The sequence below is a fragment of the Halopelagius fulvigenes genome (assembly GCF_042662625.1).
GTDB lineage: Archaea > Halobacteriota > Halobacteria > Halobacteriales > Haloferacaceae > Halopelagius > Halopelagius fulvigenes.
Window position 1 is genome coordinate 15,492 of record NZ_JBHSXH010000014.1, and the last position, 15,344, is coordinate 30,835.

The following is a 15,344-nucleotide window of genomic DNA, read 5'->3' on the forward strand; positions in this document are numbered from 1 at the left end:
GCCGTTCAGATAGCTTCGCAAGTTGGCCTTCGTTCTTATAGAAGTGGATTTTGTCCACAAAATAGTATAGACACTAACCGCTTGTCCATCTCAGGGATATAGAGACGGTTGACTCTATTTACCGTTTGAAACTGCTTTTCGATTAGTCTCAGTTAAAATGGTCACCTCAAAATATAGCCCCAATAGGACAGTGAAGGCTCAAACAGGATGTCTTACTGGGAACTACAGTCTCAGAATGTATTGTTTCCTGAGGAGATTAGAGTAAGACGGTGATGTTAATCAATTTCTCTGCCGTTTAAATCATGGTATCGAGAACAGAACCGTATCGAGAATATTGTAATTTAGATACAATACAGACCTATTGATTTCGATAGCGGTGTCGTTGATCGCTACCCAACTTGGCTGCGTCGCCAGTAAATATCACACATTATTATGTGTACATTTGATAGTACGATACGTTGTATGACGTTTGCCTGCATCTAGCTCATGATGCAGATATCTGGCCTTGTTGAAACCCTTGCTGACAAACACGACTGGTGAGTAGCGAGGAGGAAGATGGATACCTTCCCGAAGTCACGATTTCTCCGGTTCGTCGAACGTGCTATCACGCTGGCCCGTCGTGCTGTTGCTCGGTTCTCGACACGCTATTCGCGGAAGCGATTCACGCTCCGACAACACGTCGTCTTGCTCTGTCTCAAGGTGAAGAAGACGAACTCCAACCTCTTGGACTATAAGAAGCGAAACGGATATGCCTCAACCACCGTTCGAGCGAGGTCAGTGAGAAGGAGTACGAAGCTGAGCTGGAACAACGCGAGAAGGAGATTACACACGTTAAACGGTTGCTCGACGGCTAAGAGCTGTCTACAGGGCACCTATACTGACTTTTGACAGAATCGCCATCCCGCCATTGGTAATAAAAATATTCGTTCCCGTTAATTTTTTCTTCGTCAACGTCGCCTTCGTCGGCACTCCGTCCGGCATCTCGTCACCGTGTAAATCCATCACGAAATCTTTCTGCTGTTCAATTCGTTTCTTCCGCCGCTTATCTTCGGCGAGTCGTTCAGCAAGTCGGGCGATATCGTCCAGCTGCTCGGGAGTAAGATCCTCCAGTTCTTCCTCGAGGTCATTAGGCACACCACGCATCGTTCTGTTGGTTACAACGCATCGTTGTTGGTTAACTCTGCCAGGAGGACACAGACACAGCAGATTTCACGAGCTCTCTATTCAACAAGCTCGTTCAGTAAAACAAGAAACGGTCGGCACCCCAGTCACACACCATTTTTCACGAGCTCTTTTACAACGAAGCTAGTGCTAGAAACAAATCCTATCCTTTCTCTAAACTCACTCTAGCCACGTAAGAAACAGTTTTTCACGTTCTACGGACTAGCTCACACTACGGGGTAATAAAACTTTGTCAGACTAGAGTGTCGTGTTTGCCGTACAGTTGAAGCCACCCCCTTCACTCGAAACGGTAACTCGTGAAAACCGCTGTGTGAGTGGTATATAAATAACCGAGGGCTCGTGAAGCTCATGAAGCTCGTGAACGCATGGTTTTATAATCCGGGGTGAGGAAACGAACGCCTATCCAGACGTATGGGGCTTACTGAATTCACACGCGACGACCCAATATTCACCGACGAGTCCGTGCTCCGGGACTCGTACCGGCCGCAGGAACTACTCGAACGAGACAAAGAACTCGGTGAGTACCAATCGGCACTCCAGCCGATCATCAACGGAGCACCGCCGAAGAACATCTTCCTCTACGGTCAAACCGGTGTAGGGAAAACTGTCGCCACACGGCTAGTGCTGAAGCGGTTGATCAACGACCAAGAGAACTACGACGATCTTGATATCCAAGTCGTCGAACTGAACTGTAAATCTGCGTCCTCCAGCTACCAGGTCAGCGTTGACCTCGTGAACAAGTTCCGTGACGCGGAAAGCATGATCTCCTCCACCGGGTACCCGGCCACCCGTGTCTACCAGATGCTGTGGGATCACCTGAACCACTTAGACGCCACCCACGTCCTGATCGTGCTCGACGAAATTGACTCGATCGGCAGCGATGACGATATCCTCTACCAATTACCGAGAGCGAACGACAACGAGAACGTTCAGGACTGCTGGGTCGGAGTCATCGGTATCTCAAATGACTTCACCTTCAGAGATAATCTATCCGCCCGCGTGAAGGACTCACTCTGCGAGGAGGAAATCCACTTTCCGCCGTACGATGCCGGGCAGCTGCGAACAATCCTGCAGCAACGAGCAAGCAAAGCGTTCCGTGACGACGTCCTCAGCGATGACGTAATACCGTTGTGCTCAGCGTTCGCCGCCCAAGAGTCCGGGTCTGCCCGACAAGCGTTGAAACTCATATACAAGGCCGGAGACCTAGCTCGCAGCCGAGAAGAAGAACGTGTTGAAGAACACCATGTGCGTGATGCTCGGACGTTGATCGAGAAGGGGAAGGTGCAGGACGAACTGGAGTCTCTTCCGATTCAATCCCAGTTGACGTTGTACTCGCTGTTGCAGTTAGAGGTTGAGGGCGAGACACCGTGCAAACGAGCGGAGATCTACGACCGTTATCAGGTTGTGGCTCAGATTGTCGACGCCGACGTAGTGAGCGACCGGACGATCCATGACCGTATCAGCCAGCTCCGTCTGAAAGGGTTCGTCGAGCATGATGAGCGGAATGATGGTATTCGAGGCGGCAGCTACTACCAGTACAGTCTCGATGTCCGCCCGGAGATCGTTGAGGATGCGTTACGTCAGTCGAGCAGGGTAGCCGAGCTGTTCGATTAGCTTTCTAACTCTTCTAATTCTTCTTTGACTTCTTCACTTTCTAATTCTTCTAATTTATCTAACCCGAGTTTGACGATCAGCGGGTAGTAATGACGGGTCTTCTTGATTGAGAGCCCGTAATCCTGCCCGAGCTCTAAGTCGAGGCGTTTGTACCCCATACCGAATCTGTCAGCGAGTTCGTTGTCGAGGTAGACTGAGTGGTTCTGCCACTCCTCCTTAATATTAGAAACCTTATCCTTCTTTGCTTTCACTGAGTTCTTTGAAGTCTGCTCCTTCGCAGAATTCTCTTCGTTCTTTTCTTTCTCGTCTTTCTCGCCTTCGAACCGTTCTGCGAACCGGTCCTTGACGGAGTCGCTGGTATCGTTCACCATTAGGCCATCACCTCAGATTCTTCTTCGACGTCCTCCGCCAGCTGCAGATAGTTCTCTTTCATGTCTGTGTCCTCGGCTTCCTCACCGAAGATCGAGCCACCTGCACTTAGTGAGCGTTTGACTGCTGCTCGATGCCGGATCTTATGTACCGGACAACGGCCCTCGAAGGTGTCGCGGAAGAACTCGATATTCTCCTTTTGATCGTTATCAAGCGGATAGTGAATGTTCGAGATCACAATTGCAGACTGCTTGATCTCCACTCCATACCGTTCTTCAAGCGTCTCGATCTGGTTGAGCAGGATATCGAGAGCGTGGATGCTGCTTTCCATCGCCTCGACCGGAATGATCATATTCTGGCAAGCCAGCAAAACGTTGTCATTGATCACTCCGAGGCTTGGCGGGGCGTCGACGATGATGTAGTCGTATTCTCCTTCGAGCTGTTCGAACAGCATCATCAATCGTTCGCGAGGTTTCCAGCCGGCGGCGATCAAGTCCTGCTGCAGGGAGAACATTGAGACGTTGCTCGGGAGGACGTCGAACTCGGCGTGCTCTAGGATGATGTCCTGTATGTCGTAGTCCGTAGGCTCGTTCATCGCGTCGGCGAGGTTCGGGGTTTGAGTGTTGTATTCGCCCGTGAACCCGAGCGTCCGTGTTGCGAATCCTTGAGGGTCAGTATCCACCAGTAACACGTTGTTGTTTTTCGATGCGAGTGCTCCTGCAACGTTTAATGCATTCGTTGATTTCGCCACGCCACCTTTCTGATTCGAGACAGCCAGTTTGACAGTCATATCTTGTCGAGTGAATTGACTTCTTTGCACGTAAATCTTCGTCAGACATCTGTGATGACTTTGAAGGCAAAGAGTTCAAAGAAAGACTTGGTGTAGTAGAGGATTTGAAACAAAATATCGGGTTACAGCGGCTGTATCACGGGGATCCGAGATTAGGAGGTATGATAGAGATGGATCTCGAGTCTCTGAAATCGGGCTCAGCATCGAACAGCTTTCGGATAGACGTGAGGCTCTTGTTCAACAGTACGAGCCTCTACACCCGAAGCAGTGGAAGGACAGCATCAAAGCAACCACTGTCCCGATTGGGTTATCTGCCGTAGTTCCATTGACGGTTAGAGGACTGCACGGGGTTGGCTAGATAATGACTGTCCCGCAGTCAGTAGTGGTTATTGAACCTTTGCTCGTCTTCTTTGTTTGGCTTGTCGGGTCCTTCTGGACTCTACACTTTGTCTGGGTTCAAGTCACCGAAAATAACGACGATCTGCCGGAATCACCTCTTACAGACAGTTCTGAAACCAGTAGACAAGCGGAATCCGCTAACACCGAGTCTGAAGTGGACTTGGAGGCTGAGACTTCGACCGCTGACAATCATTAGATCCCAGCTCAAAACCAACCTAAGTAGGATCAGAGACAGCACTACCGCTATTCCGGAGTCGCAGTCCCTTCGTCTTAATAGGCTATTTTCGGCAACAGTCTCTAGCTACGTAGGGCGTATTTTAGATATAACGAAGTTATCTCGTACTTGTCACGAACACATGCCAAACGATAACTCCGGTGTGGTGAACAGGCGTCGACTCCTACAGCTGGTCGGTGGGACGACCGTCGGACTTGGCCTTTGGCCGGGCGCGGCAAGCGCTCGTGCATTCACGTTCGATGGCTGCGAAACGGTCCGCACCGACACGGATGGCAACTTCGCAGTCGTCGACACCGGTGACGGCTACGAGGGTCGGGAACTGTCGTCCGCTTCCCGGCACGATACGCCGTGGAGCCACGACCAGACGTTCTGCTACACTGCGGCGGACGGCGAGAAGGTTGTCGGCTTCATCGAGGAGAACAGGTACAGGGGCACCTGCGAGGGGGACAGCTGCACCCTCCACGTGAACCCGAACGACTGCACCGTCGTCGGTGCTCGAGAGATTCTGGAGAGGCTTGACGGCGACACCGTCGGCATATGCGATAGTGTGATCGAGCCGGCCTGCAATCCGTCGCTCCCACAGGCCGACTGGGTCGACTTCGCTAGGACGTACGTCAACGAGCGGAACGCCAGCGCCCAGTCGCTGGTCCAGACGGCCGACCGCGGGTTCGCCCTCACGGGGTGGCGAGAGACGGCCAACGGTGAGCAGGACGTCTACCTCGTAGTGACCGACGGCGACGGGAACGTGACGTTCAGCCGGACGTATGGCGGCGAGCAGACCGAGGTGGCGTACGACATCGTCGAGACGAGCGATGGGGGGTTCGCTCTGGCGGGGTTGACGACGTCATTCGGGGCCGGCGACTACGACGCCTGGCTTGTCACGACCGATCAGGCCGGGGACATCGTGTTCACTGAGACGTACGGTGACGACAAGCGGGACAGAGCGAAAGCCGTCGTTCAGACTGCTGACGGAGGATTCGCGCTGGGCGGCGACACGATCTCGGATGACACTGGTAGCAGCGACTTCTGGCTCGTGAAGACCGACGAGACGGGAGACGAGGAATTCAGCCGGACGTACGGTGGCGAACTCAGCGAGACAGCGAACGCGATGGTGCAGACGAGCGACGGTGGGTTCGCGCTGGCCGGGACGACGCTCTCGTTCGGCTCCGGCGGGAACGACTTCTGGCTTCTCAAGACGGACGAGGAGGGCAACAAGGAGTTCGCCGAGGCGTTCGGCGGTGAGGGGTTGGAGGTGGCGTCCTCGCTGGTGCAGACGAGCGACGGGGGGTTCGCTCTGGCGGGTTCCACGACCTCATTCGACCAAGGGGGTGGCGACTTCTGGCTCGTGAAGACCGACGAGACGGGGAATGAGGAGTTCACCAGGACCTACGGTGGCGACGAGCTGGACCTAGCGGACGCGGTCGTCCAGACCGACGAGAGGGGGTTCGTTCTGGCGGGGTTCACCGAGTCGTTCGGCGTCGAAAGCTCCGACATCTTCCTGGTCACAACCAACGCGATTGGCGAGACGATGTCCGAGCGGACATATGGCGGTTGTGGGGACGACCGGGCGAGGTCCCTCGTGCAGACCGCCGACTGCGGCTACGCCCTCGCCGTCGAGGTGGTCGGCCAAGGACGTGATCGCGCTAGCGAGATAGCGCTCGTGAAGACCGTGGCCGATCTCAGGTGACCCCGGCGTCGTGGGGAGCGATCGTCTGGTCGGGCCCGGAGCACCTGCCGAGGGTGAACAGGCGCTGGATGAATTCGCGGGACGCCTTCTTGAGATTGGTTCAAACGCGGTCGAGCGGCCGGTGAGAGACGAACGCAGATCGCTCGAGGCACGATTTCAGTGTTTCCTGGGTGTATCACGCGAGAGAATCGTGTCCCGGATCTAATGATTCCAATTCCCACGTTCTGGGCTACTACCTCGCGGGATACGCACCCTATATTTAGCATGACAGTTGAATCCTATCACTGATTGATGGCTTCAACAGAGGCAAAAGATCAACTCGAAAAGTGGCCTACTCTCGGAGGGCAGGTAGTTGACTCCTACATAGATCTCTGACACTGCCTCTAACGAGCGCTGTCACCAGCAGTTGAGGAGTTCCTCCACTTCGTCGGAGGTCGAGCTATTGGTTGTCTGGGCGTGGTGCGTTCTCGTACCTGTGAGAAGTGGACGTCCGCGGGCATGATTCAGAGATCTCTACACCTCCTCCAGGGTCAGATATCGATGCCAACAAGAGTCTCGTCTGCGGAATCAGCGCTCAGACTCAGGACATCACTCGTCAGCGTATGTCTCTAGGGGGAGTCGATCAAGACCAATAGTATCGTAGTCTTTCTCACTCGATAATACCGTGTCCTCTTCCGTCGCAGCAATGCCAGCGTGAAGGGCGTCGAACGGAGTCATGTGGTATTCCTCAAGAAACGTTGCAGCGGCGAGAACGGCCTCCTCGTGCTCCTCAGGTTGTATTGGGACTAATTCGAGAAGGTTAGCGATTGCCCGTGGGGCGTCAATCTCATATTCAGACTGCTCTCGATCGTAAAACAGCACCAGTATCTCTGCATAGGCTAAAATGGAGGTGTGAATATCGTCTCGGTCCTGGAGTGCATGGAGGGCCGATTCACGGAGCCAGTCCTCATCTTTGACTAACGCTGTTAGAAAGTCGGTCTCTACGTACACGATTCAGCCCTCTTGCCGCCGTGACCGTTCTTCGTCTTCTATCTCCTGCTTAATATGCTTTCGAGCGGCTGTTTTCAGCTCGTCGGCGTCCTCTCCTTCGAAGGCGTCGCCAACAGCTGCGCGAATTCCTTCTAGTGGATCCTCGTCGACAGGGAACAAAGCGACGTGGCTAGGAAGCTCGACGATTCGGTACTTGTCGCCGAACCGCTCCCGGACATCCTTAGGGAGATAGATTCGCCCGCGCTCGTCTGTAGATTTCGACATTCTCTCACCAACTACTACGGGAAGATTCTAAAATCTTCCCGTCAGACAAAATCATTTCCCATGCAGTCATAGCATGAATCGTACAAAACTGTGGATCGTCGACGACTATCAGAGAGGATTAGAGGGAAATACAGAAGAGCCGACATATGAAGCAATTTCTTTACTACTTCATGACGTTCAATTGTCTTCGAGTTCCAGAAGAGGAATAATCTCTCTGATGAATTAATTCGGATTGTCTTGCGTCTCCTGCTCAACCGTCGGCTGGAACTCCAGCGTCTCGTTGACGACCGGGTAGCGTTGCTCAGTGGCCATAATATGTAGGGTAAGATTACGACCTTTTAGAGACGATTACAGGTTTGGTATGCCGGCCCAAGCCCTCTCTCCTAGTAGTAACGGCTCAGCAGGTACGACGGACCACGGACGCGTGTTCTAAGAGACCGTAGACGATGGGACCCGTCGTTCATTCGCATCCAGACCCACCGACGCACGAGCGCCATGAGCACATTAGTAGCGGTCCAGACTCCTCACATTAAGAGGATGGACGTTCTACAGGCCGTATGGAACCGCGCCGTCGCTATAACATGGTGTCGCAGAGAGAGGTGGCGCAGGCTGTTTACCGGTTCACACCAGCCGGAACGCAGGAGATCGCGGATGTGATCGGACTCTCCCGCCAGTGTACCGCACACCACCTACACGCCCTCGAGCGCCGAGAAAAGATATGGAGGAAGAAGGTGGGCCCCACGAACGCCTGGATGCACCCTCGTGTCATGAAGGACCCCGACGGCGATACGGATACGGATGCGGAGAACATCGAGCCAAGAATTCACGGTGACATCTACCGCACCGCGAACGATCAGCCCTTCGGCTCGATGCCCAACAGGCTGTATTGAATGTCTTTTGCTCCGTAGCATGAGAACAGAACGTTTCGCACAGACCTTGTACTGCTGACTAACTGCACTTCCGGTGTCATGCTAAGTGTCCGGACGTCCTTCGACGGAGTCCTGCAAAAAACGGCAAGAGTAGCACTTTCAGGCGCTATTGGCAATGAACTCAGGCTCGGACTGTCTGGAGGTTGGGTTGAGAATGTAAGACGGAAAACGGTAGAGATGAGTGGCTTCCGTCACGATTTCTCGCGTTTTTGCTCCGTGGAAAACGTTTGTGAGAAGCGCCAGCCAGTCGATGGAAGAGTCGACAGCAGGTCTCAGCGGGGGTAGACGTGGTCGGCATGGAGCCACACCTTCGTCGGGCCGATTTTCTTCGACCATACCCACGGGTTTGGGTGACGGTCCTCGATGTTCTGAAGACGGTAGTCGGTCGCTTGTCGGCTCAGCCCGACGTAGTCGGCGACCTCCTTGGTACCGGCGGGGGTCAACTCCTTCACGGCTGCTTTGAGATCTTCGTCGCTTACCTTACTCTGCGGAGCGGCCATACTAGCGGTTCTCGCGGCTCGATCTTAGGTTCACTCCTCGCCCGAGCCTTAACCAACATTTGAACCAGTTTCTCTCGTAGTGTAGGTTAAGACTGATGGGGTGTGCACCCCACTCGTGGTGTTCCCTGTTCTATAGGGCACTCATGCTAGCACCTATTTACCAGTGAAATGCCGTCGCTGCTGATTCAGGCTATCTCTCTCGCGCAGTGGGTCGACGTGCGAGCTGTTACCATCGTGACACGCCACCTCACCAAACGTTCCTACGAAGTCATTGATGTCACGAAATTCACCAGGGTTTAAGACGAACAGGGAGACGTCGTCCATCGTCATCGATTCCTCTAGTAAGTCCTCCTCGGTGGGGAATTCCGCAGGCCTATCGTACTTTGCTGGATCAGCGTGGCTCTCGTTTTGGACAAGGATGTCGAACGGCCAAGGGCTTTCATCGAATCACCTCTACAGCGATACGCACTGCACTCCTGATACACTCAGAGTGATTTCCCTGACCAGATCTCGTCAAGAAGAATTCGTAGGTATAGAGATAGTGTTCGATCTCACTCAGCGCCACCCATGTCGTGAGCGGAATCGGCGGGCAGTGCAGATCGGTACGTACTACTATTCGATTGACTTCACGGTATTGCTGTAACCATCCTCTACAAGACGGTCTATAGGTTCAACGCTTCTCATTAACTAAGCGGGGGACTCCCAAGCAGATACATCAGATGTTGACGAGGAAACCGAACCGCAGGAGAAAGAGAAGATGACGGGGCCGGCGTTCGGCTACGACGACGTGAAGCAACGGCCACTGTATGCTCGAGAGTCGTAGTGGGACGCCTTCGAGGACGCCCTCGCGCTCGAGGGGGGAGCGCATCCTCCGGAAGCACGACGTTCAGGACGCGCCGAAGCGGGAACTCCACGATGCGGCGCTGCGCGTCCTAGCAGAGCATCCAGAGGAGATTGCGACGGCGCTATTGGAGGAGCGGGGAATTAGTCCCGTCGACGTTTCGGAGTAGTACCTCTCCGCTGTGAGTGTCCTTTAATTCGCTCCCTTGACAGTAGGCTAACTACAGAATGTATGTTATAATCCCGGTCTGATATATTGAGTATGCTAGGGCGATTAGCGCACTCAGGATATATGTAATGATCCCAGTCTGATATATTAGACTTGCTAGGGCAATTAGTGCGCCAAGGATAGCAAAGCGTTGGGGCCAAGGCTCATATTCTTCAACCTTAGACTGCACATGAATCTCAACTACTGCACTAGATTGGAAAGCATCCAGCCGGTCGCTATACAGGAGGAACATTTGGAAATCGTAATCTCCTGGTTCGGCATCTTCAGCAATGTCCAACTCGACCTGAATTGGGGCATGTTCACTCCAGTCCCCTTCTGCTACAATTACTGGATAGAGTCTTTCTAGTGCGTTATCTTCTGGTGGTGACTCAAACCCCGGATTATCAATGAAAAGAAGTTCAGATAGGAAGAGTGTGGCTGAGTTGCCCTGTATCTGATGAACAAGTTGATTCCCCTCCTCAAGAACTGGCCCACCAAATGATACATTCCCCTCATTATCCTTATGGAACGGAATTACTATTTCTCCTCCCGATAGAAGTGAACTGTAATCAAGGAATACTGACATTTTGTGTCGTTCAATCTCACCGTATCCCGTTAAATATACGCTGAAAGTTGTCTTCTCACCCTGTGATACAGAAATTCTATTTGTTGAGGTGACAATCTGGTACTTTGGTGTCGCTGTAGGTACTCTCCTTAGTGGTCCCTTTAGGTCGAATGTTTTATCCATACGGTATCGAACAATGTATCCATGTTAAAATTTCCTGTAATTTACTGGCATGTACCGGACGACTAATTCCTAGCCTTTCTAAATCCCAATACCGCTGCCAAAGATGACAGAAAACATACACAATGTTCCCCGGTAAGAATAGAACGAAATTTTAGCTGAAATGCACCCCGCTATAATACCACCAATGGCACGTCGAATTAAAAACCGTCTCAGTTACTCAGTAACCGATGATGCCTGACTGTTAAACAAATATTCTCTGTATATATGGTTGAGACGTAGATAATTGGTCGAGTTAAGTACTATACCAACGCTTTAACGGTGTGATGGAGAAGGAATAATTCCACGGTATGACTGCAAGGACAGGACCGAGCGGATCGTATCGTGTCTTTACCGTCGTCCCGGGCGGGCTCAGGTGACTGTCTTCGGCGAGGTACACACTTGAGAATCGGCGTAGTGATCACAAACCCACGCGCACTTGTCTACCTATTTGACCACTTGCGCGATCGGTTTGCCCATGTCGCGCGTCATCAGTTCCCACAGTTCGCGCTTTCAGTCTCGGAGCACATCGCCTACGTTAGCAAGGAGTTCCTGTCGTTCGCGCATTGGCGTCTCTTGCCACTCCTCAAATGCATGAGATCGACCTCACCGATTAACGGAGCCTCACTCCCTATTGTTGAGGTGCTTTTTTTGGATGAATCCGCCGTATTCGGGGACGACCGGGACGTCTTCTGCCGCCGATTCTCGCCGGCGCTTGAGCCAACTTTGGACTTGAGATTCGACCATATCCATGGCCTCGTCTTCCCCATGCTCTTCGACCAGAGCCGCGAAATTGAGGGCGTCATAGTCCCGGTACTCCTCGTACGGAATCCTTCCGCTCCAGTAGAGGTGTTTCATCTCCTTGGTGGACATACTCTCACCGTCCTTATACTGCGCTTCGACCGTGTCAAGCGACACTGCAGGGTCTGTCCCGTGGACTTTGAACAGAGTGCGTGCGGGGTCGACAGAGAATCCTTGAGAGACGTATTCCAACTGAACAGCTTCAGAGACGCCGTTGTCAAGTAGGGGATAGAATACGTGGTCTTGCAACCCCTCTTCGGGGCTGTACTCCGAGAGAGCGCGGTATAGGAGTGTGAAAAGTGCTTCAATCCCATAGAGGAGAGGATCGTCGCCCTCCTCGGTGCCGACGAGGTCGCTGAATACGGGTTCTAAGATACTATCATAGGAGTCTGCGAGGAGTTGAAAGTCGATGAGGGTATGACGGAGGCGCTGGCGGATACGGTACTCCCGCTGGCGCATTGCGGCCTCACTCTCTTCGCCGTCTAAGGTCCCCATCAAATGCTTGCGTTCTTTTTCGTTCAAAATCCCCTTCGGCCGTGCCGCGAAATCGTCACTTGACTGTCCCATAACGCAAATACGTTATCTCTAAATTGATAAATCTTATTGTAGAGGAGCATAGAGTAGTAGATGGTCAATGAGCTCTCCTCGAAGCGATGGCGGCTCAGTATGGCTCCGGTAATGAGTGACAAAGCCCAGAGGCGCAAGCAGCAAACGAGATGGCAAGCGCTCAGGGACGTATCGAACACGCCGCCGGGGAAGTCTGGCAGGACCCATCCCGGTTTCGGCGTGCGAAAAGTACCACGACGCGCCGATTACCAATCGACACGAATGAATCGGATTCCAACCGATTCGCGGGAAGGCGCTGCAACGCCTTCAGTGCAGACCGTAGGCACGGTCTGTTCAGTACTTCGACGTACTGAACTATGATTCTTGTGCCTTGGTCTGCCCGCCGAGTGGTCCACGTACGGGCCGCATACTGGCTGAATGACCACACGACACGCTAATACGCACGATTTCGACGCCCTAACGACTAACGTTTCAACGCGGCGAGTCCGCTGGCGGGAGGACCGCAAGACGGCCGTCACCGTCCTCGCGTCCGTCCGATACAGGGTCGGTGTCGTCGAACACGTCCGCAGAACGACCGTCCGTCAGCGCGGCGGCGAACCGACCTGCGACGTCAACGACGAGGCGACGTTCGAGGACTTCCCCACGTGGGTACGCCGCGAACTTCAGTCGGACTCCGGGGTGTCCCAGTGGCAGTAACCCCGACCCCGCAGATGCCGGCGAGCGCGGTCGCCCGCGTTGACGCAACTGATCGAACTGCCGCCCAAGTATGGCAGGCAATCGCTGAGAGCGAGGGATTCCGCAACGCTCTTGTCGACGCTGTCCGGGATGTGCTCGCTGGGGTTCCCCGTCTCATGCGTCCGCATACGCTCAAAGATGCGGGCGTCACCGCCAGTAGTGGGGTGTACGCTACTATCCTCACGTCTCTCGACCGTCCAGCGGAGACGTGGCGCCACGCTTTGGCGCTGGAGACGACCACCCGCTTCGGGAGTTCCGGGCTGACTGGTACTGGTGACTGCCTACCCCTCGAAGGACTTTCAGAGGGGCCGCTAGCCGCCCTCGACGCCGCTGACGCATCACCGACACTCGCAGTCCGTCTCTCCGCGTCGTTTCGAGAGCAGGGCTACGAGCGTCGTCACGATGTCGTCGCGCTCCTTGCCCGCCTCGGAGAGGTGTGCGATGTCCGCGTCGTGACGACCTGCCTCACAGCCCGCTGGATGGCACGCGAACACCGCGGCGCACTCCCATCCTCGTTTAGGGAAGCGGCAGTTACCACCCTTCGGGGTGAGCCCCCCATCACCGAGCGTGTTGACGCTGCCCGGGACGTCCTTGATCCAGAGGATACCGCGGTCGCCATCCTCCGCACACTCGCCGATGAACCAGGTGAGACGCTCTCTTACTCTGAACTTGTCGAGAGTGTCACCGTCAAGAAGGCACGTGTCTCACAGATTCTTGGTGACCTCGAAGCACTTGACCTCGCCGAACGGTTCGGCCCCCGGACCGACAAGCATGTCGAACTCCTCCCAGCGGGAACCGCGTTTGTGGACGCTCTCGGCACCGAACGCGGCAGACAGGTCGAACTTGACGCCGAGTTTAGCGACCCCGGACAAAACTCCAAACAGTGCCGTGTAACCCCGCAAGCTCACGGGGAGGGGGAAGGAGAAGCCACCGACGCAACCGCCGGGACAGCACTTTACCGTACCCGGTACGCTTCCCGCACTGAACACCACGCCGCTGCCGCAACAGCCGCAGACGGCAGTATCACCGCTGCCGAGGACCTGTTTGACACCGAAGAGATCCGAACACGGTGGGTATCGTATAATCCTTCCCGCAGTGAGGGGTACATCGCTGTTCGAGCGTCTGGACCCCTTCAGTACATAGTAAGCACGGCATTGAGTTTAGCCTCGCCAGAGTTCTTCGACCGGGCGCTCCCCGTCTCCCGGTTGAACAATATTGACGACTCGGCGGCGACACTCCGAGATGCAAGATGTATTGGCGGCGTCTCTGACGAAGCCGCCAATGACGGGCAGGTGCTCCGTGATACCCTCGTCAAATGGGGCAAGGTCCTCGCACAGATGACGACGAAGCTGAAACATGGTAAGTACGACGACCGCAATCGATTCCGCGGCGAGATAATGCGCTCAGCACACGGCCTCGCCGGGAGTATCGTCCATCTCCTCGATACCGCCGGCATCGACCTCGTCCGTGAACTTCGTGTTCCACAGTGGCTGCCACACGAGAAGCTGGCCGCCCTCGCGAAGACGGTGAGTCTCGCGACGGCAATCCAGTCGAAGTACGGTGTATTCACCGTCTACCGTCAGGTGTTCGAGCAGCGAGAGGAGAAGCGTCGGGCGGCTCTCTCACCGGACGTTGACGCCGCCAACCCGTTCGGTGAGTTCATCGGTGGAATGGTGCTTCGAGGACCCGACGCGAACCGCCTCGCCCGCCACGTTGAGGGGCATCTCGCTACGCCGGGAGCGATTCACGAGGACGCCCCAGAGATTGCTGTCCGCGTCCCTGTTGGAACAACGGATCGGTCGGTATTTGCCGAGACGGTCACCCAGATGTGCCAGGAAAAGAACCTCGCCCCAACTCGCGAGGCCGTCACCGTTCTCCGAGCTCTTATGGAGTCACCGTATGCCGTCGCCGAGGCCCTCTATGCACTCGGAGCTGAGGATACGGGTCGCGGCCTCTGTCTCGACGAGGTGCGGATGGCACTTGCCACCCTTGACGCCGACCGCATCCTCCCTGACGCCCCGCCGACCGCCAGGAAAGCAGTGCAGGTACTTCTTCGGTCGGCGACGCCGCTCTCGCAGGCCGAATTGGCTGAGGCGGCAGACGTCTCGGCACGGTCCCTCCGGCGGCACGTCGAGTGCCTCGCGGCGCTCACCGTCGTCCAGGAGACTGACGAGGGGCTTCGCTTCGCTCTCCCAACTCGCGATGAGCGGGGTGCAGATATCCGCCCGGCCGTGCTCGACGATCAGAACGCAGCACGGCAGGACTTACTCTTCGACGTCGCCCTTGCGGTCGTCGACGATACTGACCGATTTGGTGATCCAACTGACCACTCTGTCAAGCGTTCGGAGCGACATTCGATGAGGGCCAGCTTCGAGGGGCGGTTTCTGGGGTCAAACCCTGGATGAGAACCGCGAGGTTGTTGTGCGACGAGCCGGACCCCGTCCCGGAGA

At 54.8% G+C, this 15,344-nt stretch carries 14 protein-coding genes and 2 pseudogenes; 7 read left to right on the top strand and 9 right to left on the bottom strand.

Translation table 11 applies throughout. The features are described from left to right. Window positions 1-555 precede the first annotated feature (555 nt). Window positions 556-729, top strand: a pseudogene (locus ACFQEV_RS09550) (IS5/IS1182 family transposase); the annotation flags it as partial. Window positions 730-861: 132 nt separating this feature from the next. Here the strand turns inward: ACFQEV_RS09550 and ACFQEV_RS09555 are convergent. Next, window positions 862-1,134: a hypothetical protein gene (locus ACFQEV_RS09555; RefSeq protein WP_379695266.1), complete on the bottom strand. Its 273-nt coding sequence runs from the start codon at window positions 1,132-1,134 to the stop codon at window positions 862-864. A 459-nt stretch (window positions 1,135-1,593) separates the two neighbouring features. On the opposite strand from ACFQEV_RS09555, the gene ACFQEV_RS09560 reads away from it, so the two are divergent. Next, window positions 1,594-2,796 (top strand): Cdc6/Cdc18 family protein, encoded by a 1,203-nt coding sequence (locus ACFQEV_RS09560; RefSeq protein ID WP_379695268.1) that lies wholly within the window; start codon window positions 1,594-1,596, stop codon window positions 2,794-2,796. Here the strand turns inward: ACFQEV_RS09560 and ACFQEV_RS09565 are convergent. Both ACFQEV_RS09565 and ACFQEV_RS09570 read right to left on the bottom strand, forming a co-directional pair. Continuing rightward, window positions 2,793-3,167 (bottom strand): hypothetical protein, encoded by a 375-nt coding sequence (locus tag ACFQEV_RS09565; protein ID WP_379695270.1) that lies wholly within the window; start codon window positions 3,165-3,167, stop codon window positions 2,793-2,795. The two genes, ACFQEV_RS09560 and ACFQEV_RS09565, sit on opposite strands and share 4 nt — an antisense overlap. Beyond that, entirely contained in the window at window positions 3,167-3,955 is a 789-nt protein-coding gene (locus tag ACFQEV_RS09570; RefSeq protein ID WP_379695272.1) for a ParA family protein, read from the bottom strand. The genes ACFQEV_RS09565 and ACFQEV_RS09570 overlap by 1 nt, the downstream gene beginning before the upstream one ends. A 755-nt stretch (window positions 3,956-4,710) precedes the next feature. Between ACFQEV_RS09570 and ACFQEV_RS09575 the strand changes: the two genes are divergently transcribed. Then, window positions 4,711-6,276 (top strand): hypothetical protein, encoded by a 1,566-nt coding sequence (locus ACFQEV_RS09575; RefSeq protein WP_379695274.1) that lies wholly within the window; start codon window positions 4,711-4,713, stop codon window positions 6,274-6,276. A gap of 588 nt (window positions 6,277-6,864) precedes the next feature. Here ACFQEV_RS09575 and ACFQEV_RS09580 read toward each other — a convergent pair. Continuing rightward, window positions 6,865-7,266 carry a PIN domain-containing protein gene (locus ACFQEV_RS09580; RefSeq protein WP_379695276.1) on the bottom strand — a complete coding sequence of 134 codons (402 nt, stop codon included), beginning with the start codon at window positions 7,264-7,266 and terminating at the stop codon, window positions 6,865-6,867. Between the two features lie 3 nt (window positions 7,267-7,269). Beyond that, the gene (locus ACFQEV_RS09585; protein WP_379695278.1) at window positions 7,270-7,530 is read right to left on the bottom strand and encodes an AbrB/MazE/SpoVT family DNA-binding domain-containing protein; all 261 of its coding nucleotides are present in this window, start codon (window positions 7,528-7,530) and stop codon (window positions 7,270-7,272) included. A 557-nt stretch (window positions 7,531-8,087) separates the two neighbouring features. Between ACFQEV_RS09585 and ACFQEV_RS09590 the strand changes: the two genes are divergently transcribed. Next, on the top strand, window positions 8,088-8,420 hold the full coding sequence (locus ACFQEV_RS09590; RefSeq protein ID WP_379695280.1) for a hypothetical protein: 333 nt from the start codon (window positions 8,088-8,090) through the stop codon (window positions 8,418-8,420). Window positions 8,421-8,731: 311 nt separating this feature from the next. Here the strand turns inward: ACFQEV_RS09590 and ACFQEV_RS09595 are convergent, their stop codons facing one another. After that, the gene (locus ACFQEV_RS09595; RefSeq protein ID WP_379695282.1) at window positions 8,732-8,959 is read right to left on the bottom strand and encodes a hypothetical protein; all 228 of its coding nucleotides are present in this window, start codon (window positions 8,957-8,959) and stop codon (window positions 8,732-8,734) included. Between the two features lie 806 nt (window positions 8,960-9,765). Here ACFQEV_RS09595 and ACFQEV_RS19920 point away from each other — a divergent pair. Continuing rightward, complete coding sequence (locus tag ACFQEV_RS19920; RefSeq protein WP_464391635.1) at window positions 9,766-9,969, top strand: DUF7970 domain-containing protein; 204 nt, start codon at window positions 9,766-9,768, stop codon at window positions 9,967-9,969. 51 nt (window positions 9,970-10,020) lie between these two features. Here ACFQEV_RS19920 and ACFQEV_RS09600 read toward each other — a convergent pair whose 3' ends face one another. The 3 genes and pseudogenes from ACFQEV_RS09600 to ACFQEV_RS09610 form a co-directional block, all read right to left on the bottom strand. Beyond that, window positions 10,021-10,755 (bottom strand): DUF8164 family protein, encoded by a 735-nt coding sequence (locus ACFQEV_RS09600; RefSeq protein ID WP_379695284.1) that lies wholly within the window; start codon window positions 10,753-10,755, stop codon window positions 10,021-10,023. Window positions 10,756-11,083: 328 nt separating this feature from the next. Further along, window positions 11,084-11,385, bottom strand: a pseudogene (locus ACFQEV_RS09605) (aldehyde dehydrogenase family protein); the annotation flags it as partial. A 30-nt stretch (window positions 11,386-11,415) separates the two neighbouring features. Continuing rightward, on the bottom strand, window positions 11,416-12,159 hold the full coding sequence (locus tag ACFQEV_RS09610; protein ID WP_379695286.1) for a hypothetical protein: 744 nt from the start codon (window positions 12,157-12,159) through the stop codon (window positions 11,416-11,418). A 417-nt stretch (window positions 12,160-12,576) separates the two neighbouring features. On the opposite strand from ACFQEV_RS09610, the gene ACFQEV_RS09615 reads away from it, so the two are divergent. Together ACFQEV_RS09615 and ACFQEV_RS09620 are read left to right on the top strand one after the other, a co-directional pair. Continuing rightward, complete coding sequence (locus ACFQEV_RS09615; protein WP_379695288.1) at window positions 12,577-12,855, top strand: hypothetical protein; 279 nt, start codon at window positions 12,577-12,579, stop codon at window positions 12,853-12,855. Further along, window positions 12,846-15,299 carry a hypothetical protein gene (locus ACFQEV_RS09620; RefSeq protein ID WP_379695290.1) on the top strand — a complete coding sequence of 818 codons (2,454 nt, stop codon included), beginning with the start codon at window positions 12,846-12,848 and terminating at the stop codon, window positions 15,297-15,299. The genes ACFQEV_RS09615 and ACFQEV_RS09620 overlap by 10 nt, the downstream gene beginning before the upstream one ends. The last annotated feature ends 45 nt before the right edge of the window (window positions 15,300-15,344 follow it).

Bases quoted from the DNA above. Each gene is read 5' to 3' on its own strand.
- ACFQEV_RS09560 (WP_379695268.1), top strand. From the start codon at position 1,594: ATGGGGCTTACTGAATTCACACGCGACGACCCAATATTCACCGACGAG.
- ACFQEV_RS09565 (WP_379695270.1), bottom strand. From the start codon at position 3,167: ATGGTGAACGATACCAGCGACTCCGTCAAGGACCGGTTCGCAGAACGG.
- ACFQEV_RS09570 (WP_379695272.1), bottom strand. From the start codon at position 3,955: ATGACTGTCAAACTGGCTGTCTCGAATCAGAAAGGTGGCGTGGCGAAA.
- ACFQEV_RS09575 (WP_379695274.1), top strand. From the start codon at position 4,711: ATGCCAAACGATAACTCCGGTGTGGTGAACAGGCGTCGACTCCTACAG.
- ACFQEV_RS09585 (WP_379695278.1), bottom strand. From the start codon at position 7,530: ATGTCGAAATCTACAGACGAGCGCGGGCGAATCTATCTCCCTAAGGAT.
- ACFQEV_RS09590 (WP_379695280.1), top strand. From the start codon at position 8,088: ATGGAACCGCGCCGTCGCTATAACATGGTGTCGCAGAGAGAGGTGGCG.
- ACFQEV_RS09595 (WP_379695282.1), bottom strand. From the start codon at position 8,959: ATGGCCGCTCCGCAGAGTAAGGTAAGCGACGAAGATCTCAAAGCAGCC.
- ACFQEV_RS19920 (WP_464391635.1), top strand. From the start codon at position 9,766: ATGCTCGAGAGTCGTAGTGGGACGCCTTCGAGGACGCCCTCGCGCTCG.
- ACFQEV_RS09600 (WP_379695284.1), bottom strand. From the start codon at position 10,755: ATGGATAAAACATTCGACCTAAAGGGACCACTAAGGAGAGTACCTACA.
- ACFQEV_RS09610 (WP_379695286.1), bottom strand. From the start codon at position 12,159: ATGGGACAGTCAAGTGACGATTTCGCGGCACGGCCGAAGGGGATTTTG.
- ACFQEV_RS09615 (WP_379695288.1), top strand. From the start codon at position 12,577: ATGACCACACGACACGCTAATACGCACGATTTCGACGCCCTAACGACT.